14 protein-coding genes and 1 tRNA gene are annotated in these 12388 nt (G+C 66.4%); 4 read left to right on the forward strand and 11 right to left on the reverse strand.

What is annotated here, in order from left to right:
- Nucleotides 1-33: 33 nt before the first annotated feature.
- Nucleotides 34-954, reverse strand: coding sequence for an N-formylglutamate amidohydrolase (locus tag AC3WLC_RS01645; RefSeq protein ID WP_465248373.1), 921 nt, complete (start codon nt 952-954; stop codon nt 34-36).
- Between the two features lie 287 nt (nt 955-1241).
- Here AC3WLC_RS01645 and cpdR point away from each other — a divergent pair, with 287 nt between their 5' ends.
- Nucleotides 1242-1601 (forward strand): cell cycle two-component system response regulator CpdR, encoded by a 360-nt coding sequence (gene cpdR, locus AC3WLC_RS01650; RefSeq protein WP_038363805.1) that lies wholly within the window; start codon nt 1242-1244, stop codon nt 1599-1601.
- A 134-nt stretch (nt 1602-1735) separates the two neighbouring features.
- Nucleotides 1736-1810: transfer RNA gene (locus AC3WLC_RS01655), tRNA-Val, on the forward strand.
- A 63-nt stretch (nt 1811-1873) separates the two neighbouring features.
- On the opposite strand, the gene AC3WLC_RS01660 is transcribed toward AC3WLC_RS01655, so the two are convergent.
- Nucleotides 1874-2764 carry a LysR substrate-binding domain-containing protein gene (locus tag AC3WLC_RS01660; RefSeq protein WP_493682201.1) on the reverse strand — a complete coding sequence of 297 codons (891 nt, stop codon included), beginning with the start codon at nt 2762-2764 and terminating at the stop codon, nt 1874-1876.
- Between the two features lie 186 nt (nt 2765-2950).
- On the opposite strand from AC3WLC_RS01660, the gene bla reads away from it, so the two are divergent.
- On the forward strand, nt 2951-3820 hold the full coding sequence (bla, locus tag AC3WLC_RS01665; RefSeq protein ID WP_493682202.1) for a class A beta-lactamase: 870 nt from the start codon (nt 2951-2953) through the stop codon (nt 3818-3820).
- 113 nt (nt 3821-3933) lie between these two features.
- Nucleotides 3934-4185 (forward strand): hypothetical protein, encoded by a 252-nt coding sequence (locus AC3WLC_RS01670; protein WP_465248166.1) that lies wholly within the window; start codon nt 3934-3936, stop codon nt 4183-4185.
- A 4-nt stretch (nt 4186-4189) separates the two neighbouring features.
- Here AC3WLC_RS01670 and maiA read toward each other — a convergent pair whose 3' ends face one another.
- The 9 genes from maiA to AC3WLC_RS01715 all read right to left on the reverse strand — a co-directional run bounded on the left by maiA (nt 4190) and on the right by AC3WLC_RS01715 (nt 12327).
- Nucleotides 4190-4822 (reverse strand): maleylacetoacetate isomerase, encoded by a 633-nt coding sequence (gene maiA, locus AC3WLC_RS01675; RefSeq protein WP_493682203.1) that lies wholly within the window; start codon nt 4820-4822, stop codon nt 4190-4192.
- Between the two features lie 40 nt (nt 4823-4862).
- Nucleotides 4863-5468 (reverse strand): acyloxyacyl hydrolase, encoded by a 606-nt coding sequence (locus AC3WLC_RS01680; RefSeq protein ID WP_493682204.1) that lies wholly within the window; start codon nt 5466-5468, stop codon nt 4863-4865.
- A 100-nt stretch (nt 5469-5568) separates the two neighbouring features.
- Nucleotides 5569-5757: a twin transmembrane helix small protein gene (locus AC3WLC_RS01685; protein WP_493682205.1), complete on the reverse strand. Its 189-nt coding sequence runs from the start codon at nt 5755-5757 to the stop codon at nt 5569-5571.
- A gap of 83 nt (nt 5758-5840) precedes the next feature.
- On the reverse strand, nt 5841-6710 hold the full coding sequence (locus AC3WLC_RS01690; RefSeq protein WP_493682206.1) for an ABC transporter permease: 870 nt from the start codon (nt 6708-6710) through the stop codon (nt 5841-5843).
- Nucleotides 6707-7756: an ABC transporter substrate-binding protein gene (locus AC3WLC_RS01695; RefSeq protein ID WP_493682207.1), complete on the reverse strand. Its 1050-nt coding sequence runs from the start codon at nt 7754-7756 to the stop codon at nt 6707-6709. Before AC3WLC_RS01695 ends, AC3WLC_RS01690 begins: the two co-directional genes overlap by 4 nt.
- A gap of 34 nt (nt 7757-7790) precedes the next feature.
- Nucleotides 7791-8846 carry an ABC transporter ATP-binding protein gene (locus AC3WLC_RS01700; RefSeq protein ID WP_493682208.1) on the reverse strand — a complete coding sequence of 352 codons (1056 nt, stop codon included), beginning with the start codon at nt 8844-8846 and terminating at the stop codon, nt 7791-7793.
- Nucleotide 8847: 1 nt separating this feature from the next.
- Complete coding sequence (locus tag AC3WLC_RS01705) at nt 8848-9648, reverse strand: ABC transporter permease (protein WP_493682209.1); 801 nt, start codon at nt 9646-9648, stop codon at nt 8848-8850.
- Between the two features lie 63 nt (nt 9649-9711).
- Nucleotides 9712-10947 carry a metal-dependent hydrolase family protein gene (locus tag AC3WLC_RS01710; protein WP_493682210.1) on the reverse strand — a complete coding sequence of 412 codons (1236 nt, stop codon included), beginning with the start codon at nt 10945-10947 and terminating at the stop codon, nt 9712-9714.
- Between the two features lie 99 nt (nt 10948-11046).
- Nucleotides 11047-12327, reverse strand: a complete 1281-nt coding sequence (locus AC3WLC_RS01715) for a glycosyltransferase family protein (RefSeq protein WP_493682211.1) — start codon at nt 12325-12327, stop codon at nt 11047-11049.
- Nucleotides 12328-12388 lie beyond the last annotated feature (61 nt).

The raw sequence follows: 12388 nt of genomic DNA on the forward strand, positions 1-12388 counted from the left end.
CATTTTGAGCTGCCGAGGTCTTGCCGGAGATTCTTACTCCGCCGCCTGGCGCCAATCGTCGCTCCAGCCGCTCCAGCGCGCAAAGCATTCGGCCATGGCAGTGCTGATCACCTGCTGAAGGGCCTGGAAGCCACTGTTGGGCTCGAGCGTCGCCTCGTTCATGTAGAGGCCGCGGCTGACCTCGATCTGCAACGCGTGCACCCCGGAGCCGGGCGCGCCGTAATGCTCGGTAATGAAGCCGCCGGCATAAGGGCGGTTGCGGGTCACGGTGAGCCCGGCGCGCGCGAACGCTTCCTCGGCCGCATCGACCACGAAGCTCGCGGCGCTGGTGCCGAAGCGGTCGCCAAGGATGATGTCGGCCTTGGCGACGCCGTCGCGGTCGAGCCCGGTCGAGGGCATGGAATGGGCGTCGACCAGGATGCAGCTGCCGAAGCTGGCTTGCGTGCGGTTCACCAGATGGCGCAGGCCGGCATGATAGGGTCGGTAGAGCGCCTCGATCCGGTTCAGCGCGCTCTCGACCGGGATGCGGCCGGAATAGATCTCATAGGATTCGCCGACGATGCGCGGGATCGTGCCGAGCCCGCCGGCGACGCGCAGCGAGCGGGTGTTGGCGAAGCCGGGCAGGCGACCCTCGAACATGCGCGGATCGAGCTCATAGGGCTCGCGATTGGCATCGAGGAAGGCGCGCGGGAACTCGGCGACGAGCAGGGGGGCACCGAGCGCGACCGCATGGGAGAAGAGCAGGTCGACATAGGCGTCCTCCGAGCGGCGCAGCGCCCGCAGCGGCAGGCGCGAGCCCTCGACGAAGGCGCGCGGATAGCGCCGCCCGGCATGGGGCACGTCGACAATGACAGGCACGACCTGCAGCGCGGGCTGATGGAGCGTGAACGGCCGCTCGATCTCGGCGATCACGTCGTCCGGGCGGGGAAAGGAGAAACCGGCTGTCAGCGTCATGTCGGAGAACTCAAGCACAAAGCCGCTCTCGGTTGAAGGGCCTGACCTTTCGTCATCTGGCTCGCGCGGCTTCACTGGTTGTTTACCGTAATGTCGCCAAATAGAACTGGCTGGTCCATCCGGCTGTGCGCGAGCGACGAGTTCGCGCGCACCGGGCTGGACCGGCGACACCCGGAATGGCAGGGACGGCCACCCGGTACGAGGGACGACGAGCGAGCGAATCGGCTTCCGGCCAACGGGCAGGGCGGCGTGGGCTCGGTGCAACATCACGGATGAAGCAAGGCGCCATGACCAAGATCCTCCTGGCCGAAGACGACAACGATATGCGCCGCTTCCTGGTGAAGGCGCTGCAGAATGCAGGCTATGACGTCGCCTCGTTCGACAACGGGCTATCGGCCTATAACCGGCTGCGCGAAGAGCCGTTCGAATTGCTCCTGACCGACATCGTCATGCCGGAAATGGACGGAATCGAGCTGGCGCGCCGTGCGACCGAGCTCGATCCCGACATCAAGGTGATGTTCATCACCGGTTTCGCGGCGGTGGCGCTCAACCCGGATTCGCAGACGCCGAAGGATGCCAAGGTGCTGTCGAAGCCCTTCCACCTGCGCGAACTGGTCAATGAGGTCGAGAAGCTGCTGGCGGCGTAACGGCCTGATGTTGGCTTCTTGCAAAGAAGCCGACGAAGCGCCTTGCAAGGCGCGCAGGTGTCCGCTATAGCCCCTCCACCTCGCAGCGACATCGCCCTCGGGCCGGTGTCGTTCCGGATGCCTTCGGGCAAAACGGGCGCGTAGCTCAGCGGGAGAGCACTACGTTGACATCGTAGGGGTCACAGGTTCGATCCCTGTCGCGCCCACCATTTTCTCCTTGGATCCAAGGACAGACGGCCGCCCCTCAAGGGCGGCCGTTTTGCTTTGGTGGTTCAGTTCGCTCGCGATGCGGTCCCCTTGCGGCTTTCGTCTGCGAGCCAGTCGCGAAAGGCCAGCATGGCCGGGGTGAGCGAGCGCGATTGCAGCCAGGTCAGCCAGTAGCTGCCGAGCGCGACCTCGATCGGAAAGGGGCGGATCAGCCTGCCGCCGTCGAAATAGCGCGAGAACAGCAGTGCCGGGACCAGCGCGACGCCTTCGCCGGCCGCAGCGACCTCGGCAAGCGCGATCGAGCTGTCGAAGACCGGCCCGCGCGCCGCCAGCGGCTCGATCCCGGCCGCCTCGCTCCACAGTGTCCACTCATCGGCGCGATAGGAGCGCAGCAGAACATGGTCGGCGAGATCGGCGGGTTGCTGTAGGGCGCGGGCTGTGGCGGCGGCGCAGACCGGCGTCATCGGCGCCTCGAACAGGCGCAATGCCGCCGTGCCATGCCAGGCGCCACCGCCGAAGCGCAGCGCGTAGTCGAGCCCCTCGGCTGCGAGATCGACCCGATTGTTGTTGGTGGTAAGGCGCAAGTCGATCTGGGGATGGGTCGCACGGAAGCCTGCAAGGCGCGGCAGCAGCCAGCCGAGCGCGAAGGTGCCGACCGCACCGACATTCAGCACCTCGACCGGCCTGCCGGTCTCGAAGCGCTCGAGCAGGCCGGCGATGCGGTCGAAACTGTCGCGCAATGTCGGCAGCAGGCTGCGGCCTTCATCGGTCAGGGCCAGGCCGCGCGGCAGGCGGCGGAAGAGCTCGACGCCGAGCCGTTCCTCCAGCCCCTTCACCTGATGGCTGATCGCGGCTTGGGTGACGCAGAGCTCGATCGCCGCCTTGGTGAAGCTGAGATGACGGGCCGAGGCCTCGAAGGCGCGCAAGGCGTTCAAGGGGAGATGCGGGCGAAGCATGGCCAAGCCTTAGAAATTCTAATAGCTCCGTAGAGATATCATCGTTTGTGATTAGGCAAGCTTGCGGCGAGAACGGCGGCGGGCGCTGCCCCGTTGCGTTGAACGCGGCGTCCTTCCCCGAATCGATTCCCGCCTTCCGCGCCGGCATGCCGCTCGCGCGCGGTGGCTCGCGCATGGAGACAAGCGATGATCCGACGCCGAGAGCTGCTGATCGGCTCCCTGATGGCTGCGCCGATGCTGGGTGGCCTGCCCAGCCTGGCGCAGGAGCGCGAAGACAAGGTGCGCGAGGCGCTGTTCGCGCTCGACCGCAAGCATGGTGGACGCCTCGGCGTCGCCATCCTCGACAGCGGCAATGGCCGCATCGTCGCGCATCGCGGTGAGGAGCGCTTTGCCATGTGCAGCACGTTCAAATTCGTCGCAGCCGCCTTTGCGCTGGCGCGGGTCGACCGCGGTGAGGAGGAGCTCGAGCGGCGCGTCAACTACAGCAAGGGCGATCTGATCACCTATTCGCCGGTGACCGAGAAGCATGTCGAGAAGGGGCTGACCATAGCCGAGATCTGCGATGCTGCGGTGACGCTGAGCGACAACACCGCCGGCAATCTCTTGCTCGATTCCTTCGGGGGGCCGCAGGGGCTGACGGCCTATATGCGCTCGCTCGGCGACGAGGCTTCGCGGCTCGACCGACGCGAACCGGAGCTCAACGAGGCCAGGACCGGCGATCCGCGTGATACGACGACACCGGTCGCCATGGCCGGCGTGTTGCGCCAGACGGTGCTCGGCGGGGCATTGTCACCGGCATCACGCCAGCAATTGACGGGCTGGCTGGTCGCCAACAAGACCGGTGACAAGCGCCTGCGGGCCGGCGTGCCGAAGGGCTGGCGCATCGGCGAGAAGACCGGCACCGGCAACAACAACGCCACCAATGATGTCGGCGTGATCTGGCCGCCCGGCCGGGCAGCGTTGGTCGTCACGGCCTACTATGCGGAATCGTCTGCAGCTTTGCCTGAGCGTGAAGCCGTGCTGGCGGAAGTCGGGCGTCTCGCCTCCTCGCTCTGAAAAGGCGGAAAAGCCTCCGAAACAGCGGGTTGTCGCAGGCCGCCTCTGAAAACTAGCGTCAAAGCGCCGCTTCCATGGCATGATCTCCGCGAATCCCGCACGGCCTGGAGGATCTGACGATGCGTGCGACATGGCTCATCGCATTGGGGCTGGCAGCCGCGCTTGGCGGCTGCATGACGGCGGCCGAGCAGCGCAGCGCCGATGAAGCGCGTTGCCGCTCCTATGGTTTCCGGCCGGGAGCAGAGAGCTTCGCCAACTGCCTGATGGAGGTCGATCTCGACCGGTCGGCCTCGCGCCGGGCAAGGCTGGAGGCATCCGGCTTCTATGGCCCGTATTGGGGGCCCTGGCCTTATCGGCGCTGGTAAAGCCCTACTCGGCGTCGGCCTGACGCTCCGGCGTCGCATCGCGGAAGGCGGCGAGCTCCATCGCAGCCGCTTCCGCCTGCAGCAGGCGCGGGAATTGGGCGACATCGACCTTGAAGCGCCGGGCATTGCCGAGCTGCGGCACCAGGCAGATGTCGGCGAGGCCGGGCGCCGGGCCGAAGCAGAAGGGGCCTGGATTGTTGACTGCGAGCTGCTCGCAGGCCGAGAGCCCGTCGAGATTGACGCTTGCCGCCCAGGCCAGGACCACGTCGCCGCCGTGGCCGAGCTCGCGCAGCCGGTTCAGCACCTTGAGGTTCTGCACCGGATGGGTGTCGCAGGCGATCGCCTGGGCGAAGGCGCGGACCTTGGCCCGCTCAAGAAGGTTCTTCGGCAGCAGGGCCGGTTCCGGACGGGTCTCGTCGAGCCATTCGATGATGGCGAGCGACTGGGTCAGCACCGTGCCGTCGTCGAGCTCCAGCGTCGGTACCAGCCCCTGCGGGTTGAGCGCGAGATAGGCGGGGTCGCGCTGCCCGCCATGGCGCAGATGATGCGAGACGTGCTCGACAGCGAGGTCCTTGAGATTGAGCGCGATGCGCACGCGCCAGGCGGCCGAACTGCGGAAATAGCCATGCAGCTTCATGACACCGCCTCCCGAGAAGGCCGGCTCAAAGCGACCGGCTTCAGAAGGTATAGCCGAGGCGGGCGCCGAAATTCGAGGGGCCGCGCGGATTGCCGGCATTGGCGAGCGGATTGTCGGAGCAGCCGGTCGTGCTGAAATGCTCGAGCGTGGCGATCAGGCTCCAGCGGTCGTTGAGGCGGAAGCCGAGGGCGGCGGCGCCACGCGCGCCGGTGTTGCAGCCGAGATTCAGGCGGTTCTCGGGGATGACGGCGCCGGTCTTGCCGTTGTTGACGGCGGCGCCGAGGCTCGCCTCGAGGAAGACCGATTGCGAGACGTCGAAGGTCCAGGTCGCGCCGGCATAGGCGTATTGCGTGCCGTTGACGTTGAGGCTGGAGCCGAGATGGAAGCGCGGCACGAAGGCGTTGGCGAAGCGGTCGTTCAAGGTGGCGACGCGCGGCGTCAGGAGCTCGCCGCCGAAGTTCAGAAGACCGCTCTCGCGCCCGCCGGGATTGGCGGCGCCGAGGCCGAAGCGCGCCTCCCAGGCCGGGGTGGGCGCTTCCGTCGCCGGGGCATAGCCGAGCGCGCGGGTGCCACCACGGTCGGTCTGCGCCAGTGCGGGCACGGACAGGACCGTGAGGATAGCGAACAGCGACGCGACGCGAACCATGATGGGCGACTTGGGCTTTCGGCGAGATGTTAAAGATTGGTAAAGCGCAGAGAGAGGTGGCCGCAATGTGACGGTGCAATCTTCGCGCACCGCGGAAGGCTCAGCCGGAGCGCCACCAGAGCACGCCGAGGATCACCAGGATCGCGATGAACTGCAGCACCACCCGCAGCCGCATCAGCTTCTGCGAGGTGTTGGAGCTGCCGCCGCGCAGCATGTTGACCAGGCCGAGCAGCAGCACCACGGCAACGGCGCCGACGGCGATCGGGACGAGGGCGGAGGAGACGTTCATCGCCGTGCTTTAATCCTCGCAATGTCGCTTGACCAGCGCGGCCGCGGCGGCGAAGCGCCACAGCCGTGGAGAACGTTCAGGGGTCAGCGATAGCGCCGCTGCACGATCAGGTTGGCGGCGATGGTGAGCAGCAGCGTCGCCGTCATCAGGATGAAGGAGATGGCGCCACCGAAGGGCCAGTTGTTCTGCTGGGCGAACTGGCCGTAAACCAGCGGGCCCATGGTCTGGAATTTCGGGCCGCCGAGCAGCACCGGCGTGGCATAGGCGTTCATCGCCAGGATGAAGGTCAGGATCGTGCCGGCGAGGATGCCGGGCATGGCGAGCGGCCAGAGCACACGGCGGAACATCGCGGCCGGACCGGCGCCGAGGCTGAAGGCGGCCTCCTCGACATTGCGGTTGATGCCCTCGATCACGCTCTGCAGCGTCAGCACCATGAAGGGCAGGTTGACCGCGATGATGCCGATGATCACGGCGGTCTCGGTGAACATGATCTCGAGCGGCTGGTCGATCAGGCCGAGGCCCATCAGCGAGGCGTTGAGAGCGCCCTTGCTGCCGAAGGCGGTCATCCAGCCGGCGGCGCGCACGGCGTTGCCGACGAAGAGCGGCAGCACCACCAGCATGATCAGCAGGTTCTTGAAGCGGCTTTCGGTGCGCGCCAGCACATAGGCGAGCGGGAAGCCCATGACGAGGCAGACGACCGTGCAGACCACGGCGACGCGGACCGTGCGCCAGAGCACGTTGAGGTAGAAGCCGTCGGTGAAGAACTTGACGTAGTTCTCGATCGTCAGCCCGTCGACCATGAACTGGCCGGGAATGAACTGGTTGAGCGAGTAGCGGAACAGGATCGCGATCGGGCCGATCAGTCCGATCGCGACGAAGAGCGTCGCCGGGATGACGAGCATCCCGGCAAGGCTGGTGCGGGCACCTGCGACTGGTTCGGGAGCTGCGCTCACCCCTTGAACACCTTGTCCCACCACTCCTTCATCGCCGAATCGTTCTTGGCGAGGAAGGCATAGTCGAGATCCTTGATGCGCTTCTCCTCGTCGGGCGTGAAGCCGATGCGCTTCTGTAGGTCAGGCGCGACTGAGAGGCCGGAGACGGTGCCGTTATAGCCCATGTCGACCGCGAAGGCCTCCTGCGGCTCCTTCGCCAGCATGGCGTTCATATAGGCGTAGGCGTTGTCCTTGTTCGGCGCGTTCTTGGCGATGACGAAGCCGGAGACGTAAGCCGGGATGCCCTCGACCGGCGATACCGCCTCGCAGGGGATGCCGGCGTTCTGCCATTGCACCACGCGCGCCTTCCAGATCGCGCTGATGCCGACTTCCTCGTTCTTCATCGCCTGGGCGAAGGCCTCATTGGTCGGATAGACGCGCGCGCCGGCCTTCTTGACCGCGAGCAGGACCTCCTTGGCCTTCTCGATGTCGTTCATGCTGGCGCCATTGGTGGCGGCCATCGAGGCGGCGATCATGATCGCCTGGTACTGGATGTCGATGAAGCCGATCTTCGAGCCCCATTTCGGGTCGAGCCAGTCCTTGAAGCCGGCCGGGGCCGGGCTGATCAGCTTGGGATTGTAGATGACGACATTGCCCGAATAGATGTGCCCGATGCCGTACGGATACTTCATCGTCGGCAGGAGGTTCTTGGCGTTCGGGATCTTGGCGTAGTCGAGCTGCTCCGTCGCGCCGGCCTCGTTCATCTCGAACATGTTGGCGGCCGAGAAGCCCTGGATGTCGACGGTACCGCGCGGCAGGCGGCGTTCGGCCACCATCTTGGCGCGCCGCGGCGCGTCGCCGGCCTGGTCCTGCAGCACCTCGATGCCCTTGGGCTTGAGCAGCGGGTCCTCGATGTTCTTGGTCAGCAGGCGGGCATAGTCGCCGCCCCAGGTGCCGACCACGACCTTGCCGGCCGATTGCGCCTGGGCGCGACTGCCGAGCGCCGGCATCGCGACCGCAGCGCCGGCCAGGCCCTTCAGGACATCGCGTCTGTCGATCTTTTTCATGTTCGTTCCCCTGTTGGACGCCGGCCGAGCGGTTTCAAGGCTCGCGCGGATAGACGAGCCCGGCGTCTTCGGCCCAGCCTATCGTGATCATGTCGCCCGGCTTCGGCTCGGCCGTGCCCTGGCGATTGGGCAGTTGCAGCAGGATGCGGTCCTGCTCGGTCAGCCGGACGTCGATGTCGAGCAGCGCGCCGAGATAGGAGACGTGCTCGACCCGGGCCGGGAAGCGGTTGGCGCAGCTTTCAGCTTCAGCGCCGATGGCGAGGCGTTCGGGCCGCAGCGCCAGCGTAGCCGGGCCGGATGCGGGTGCGTTGCAGCGGATGTCGAGCCCGCCGCCGCTGCGGAAATGCCCGGCCTCCGCCATTGCGCCGTCGAGGAAGGCGCTGCGGCCGATGAAGCCGGCGACGAAGCGGTCGGCCGGCTTCTCGTAGAGCTCGCGCTGCGTGCCGATCTGGCGGACCTTGCCCTTCTCCATCACCACCAGCCGGTCGGCCATGGTTAGCGCCTCTTCCTGGTCGTGCGTGACCATGATCGTGGTCAGGCCGAGCTTGCGCTGCAGGTCGCGGATCTGGACGCGGACCTCCAGGCGCAGTTTGGCGTCGAGATTGGAGAGCGGCTCGTCGAGCAGCAGCACGTCCGGCTCCATGGCGAGCGCGCGGGCGAGCGCGACGCGCTGCTGCTGGCCGCCCGAGAGCTGGCGCGGATAGCGCTCGTCGAAGCCGGTGAGCTGGACGAGGCGCAGCGCCTCGGCGACGCGAGACGTCCGATCGGCCGGGGCGATCTTGCGCATCTCCAGGCCGAAGGCGACGTTCTCGGCGACGGTCATGTGCGGGAAGAGCGCATAGGACTGGAAGACCAGGCCGCAATTGCGCTTCCAGGGCGGCAGGTTGGTGACGTCGCGCTCGCCGATGGCGATCTTGCCGGCGGTCGGCTGGATGAAGCCGGCGACCATGCGCAGGGTCGTGGTCTTGCCGCAGCCGGAGGGGCCTAGCAGGACGAGGAACTCGCCTTCGGCGATGTCGATGCTGCAATCGTCGACGGCGGTGAACTCGCCATAGACCTTGCGCAGATGCTCGATCGAAAGCTTCGCCATATCAGACCACCCGGCTCAGCTTGACGTAACGGTCGGTGATGATCATCGCCGCTCCGATCAGGACGATCTGGATGACCGAGGCGGCCGCCACTGTCGGGTCGATCTTCCATTCGAGGTATTGCAGGATCGCGATGGGCAGGGTCGTGCGGCCCGGTCCGACCAGGAACAGACTCATCTCGAGATTGCCGAAGGAGGTGACGAAGCCGAACAGCGAGCCGGCGACGAGGCCCGGCCGGATGCTCGGCAGGGTGACACGCCGGAAGGTCGTCCAAGGGCCGGCGCCAAGATTCTGAGCGGCCTCCTCGATGGTGCGGTCGAAGCCGGCAAGGCTGGCGGTCACCAGCTTCACCACCCAGGGGATGACAACGAGGCTGTGGGCAGCGACGAGGCCGCCAGCCGAGCCCATCACCGGCAGGCCGGTGGCGATCTCGGTCTCGATCTGGAAGACATAGAGCGAGGTGCCGAGCACGATGCCAGGCATCACCAGGGGCAGCAGCAGCAATGTGTTGATCGCGGGCCCGAGCGCGATACGGTGCCGCATCAGGGCAAGGCTGGCGGGAACGCCGAGCAGGAGCCCGATCAAGGTGGCGAGCACGCCGACCTGCAGGCTCAAGATGAAGCCGTCGACGAAGGGCTTGTTGTTCGCCGCCGCCTGGAACCATTTCAGCGAATAGCCTTCCGGCGGGAAGGACGGAATTTCCTGACGGAAGAAGGCGAGCCAGAAGACGAAGAACAGCGGCAGCAGGATGAAGCCGAGCGAGAGCGTGGCAGCGCCGTTCAGCGCCAAACGTCCCAGGCTCATCCGCGCGGCGCTCAAATTGCGGCCCTCTTCATCGTCATGTCCGTGCTCTCGATCCGCTCGTTCTCAATGCAGCGTATTCTTGTGGAATGCGCCACCCTTCATGATCACAGGCAGCTTCGCGCCCTGATCCTGGAACAGCTCCAGGCTCTTCAGCGGATCGCCATCGACCAGGATGATATCCGCATAGGCCCCTGCACGCAGCGTGCCGAGCTTGCCTTCCATGCGCAGCAATTGCGCGCCGATCGTGGTGGCCGAGCGGATGATCTCGATCGGTGACAGCACCTCGCGGCGCAGCAGGAACTCGCGCGACTGATCGACCTGGAGCTGGCCGAGCAGGTCCGAGCCATAGGCGACCGGGACCCCGGCGCGCTTGCAGATCTCCAGCGACTTCAGGCCGCCATCGATGACGAGATCGTTCTTGGCGAGCATGTCGGCATTCATGCCGAACTCGGCGGCGCGCTCGCGCATCGCATAGTAGGCGACGAGATTGGCGGTCAGGAACATGTTGTTCTCGGCCATCAATTTGGCCGAGGCTTCGTCGATCAGGTTGCCGTGCTCGATGGCGCGCACGCCGCATTGCGCGGCGCGGGTGATCGCCGCGGGCGTATAGGCATGGGCGCAGACATAGCGTCCGAAGGCTTTTGCCTCGGTGACGGCCGCGGTGACCTCCTCGACGGTGAACTGCATGGAGTCGAGCGGGTCGTAAGGCGAGGCGACGCCGCCCGACATCATGATCTTGATGTGGTCGGCCCCCAGCCGCATCTGTTCGCGCGTCGACTTGATGACGGAAGAGACGCCGTCGGAGACGTTCATCGTAAAGGCCATCGCGTTGCAGCAATGGCAGCGCGCGCCGAAGTCGGTACGCCGACGCGGGTCGCTATGGCCGCCGGTCGGGCCGATCGCGGCGCCGGCGATGAACAGGCGCGGTCCGGGGACGTCGCCCTTCTCGACTGCTTCCTTGATGCCCCAGTCGGCGCCGCCGGTGTCGCGCACCGAGGTGAAGCCCCGGTCGATCATGCCCTTCATCAGCCGGGCGGCGCGGGCGGTGGCCAGCGTCAGCGGCACCTTTTCCAGCAAGGGAATCGAGACTTCCGACAGCATGACGTGGACATGGCTGTCGATCAGCCCGGGCATCAGGGTGCGCCCGCCGCAGTCGATCACATCAGCCTTGTCGGCCTTGATCGGCTTGTCGGAGACCTCGCGGATCAGCTCGCCTTCGACGAGCAATTCGTGGCCCTTGCGCAGCTCGCCGTGATCGGGCTCCAGCATCGCGAAATTGCGGAACAGGACCTGCGTCATGGCGGCGTCTCCCAACGGCACTCCTGATATATTACGAGCTTCGCTGGCCCTGTCCATCGCGCCATGCGCGCAGCAGCGCGATGGGGTCGCCTTTTCTGATCAGCCGGCGGCGGCGTTCTGCGCCAGCGCCCGGCCGCGGACCGGCAGAGAGAGATCGTCGGCCAGCACCCGGTTGATCGCCGGCAGGCCGTCGAGCAGATCCGGCAGGAAGGCCTGCGAGGGCGGCTGGCGCTTGGGCAGAGCGTGCAGCGCCTTGGCCATCTGCAGCGGATCGCGTGTGCTCGCGCCGGTCTGGGTCGGATCGAACAGCACGTCGATCAGGCCGAGGCTGTCGGCCCGCTCGGCCCGGATCGCCTGTTCCAGGCGCGGCCGGACGCGCGGCACAATCAGCGCCGGCTTATCGAAGGAGAGGATCTCACAGAAGGTGTTGTAGCCACCCATGGCGACGACGCAGTGGGCGCGGTTCATTAGGAGCTCGAGGCGCGGCTCGAAGCCTATGCTCTCCAGCTTGGGCAGCTTGGCGATACGGTCGGTGAACTCCTTGCGCTTCTCGCGCGACAGGAACGGGCCGAAGACGATCAGCGCCGGCAATTCGATGGTCGGATCGGCCTCATAGGCCGAGATCACCCAGTCGATCACGCCGGCGCCGTCGCCGCCACCGCCGGGCGTCACCAGGATGAACGGGCCCTTGGTGATGCGCGGATGCCGGTTCGGCGGCATCGGCGAGGGCACGGCGCGCTTGAGATAGCCGGTATAGCGGATCTTGCTGGTGAAGAGCGGCTGGTTGGGCAGGCCGTCGAGAGGCCGATAGATGCTCTCCAGCCCGTAGACCCAGATATCGTCATAGACGGTGGCGAGGGCGTCGAGCGCGCCGCTCTGGCGCCATTCCTCGTGCAGCTTGGCCGGTTCGTCGAGCACGTCGCGGACACCCAGCACGATGCGGGCGCCGCGCCGGCGCAGGATCTCCAGCGAGGGGATGAGCTCGCCACGCAGGCCGATCGGCTCCTTGTCGACGATGACGATATCCGGGTCGAAGGAGAGCACCGTCTGCTTGATCAGGTCGGTGCGCAGCCGGATCGTGTCGGCGAGCTCGAGATTGAGATGGTGCGGCAGATAGCGGCCGTCGCTCTGCTTCTCGATGCCGGGGATGCGGACATAATCGACGCCGTCGCCGAACTGGAAACTGGAGATCATCGACGAGCCGGAGACGATGATCACTGATATATGAGGATAGCTTGCCACCAGCGAATTGGCGATCGCCCGGCAGCGGCGGATATGGCCGAGGCCGAAGGTGTCGTGGCTATAGATCAGGACGCGCGGCGCATGCGGGCTGCATGGCGGGCGGCGCACCCCGCTATCGTCGATCAGACTGAGGCCCATGCGCGCGTCGCGTCCTCTGCTTGAAGGTCAGATGGCCTCCGGGGGACGCACAGAACGCACC

Source organism: Allobosea sp. GW821-FHT03A12, from assembly GCF_058986765.1.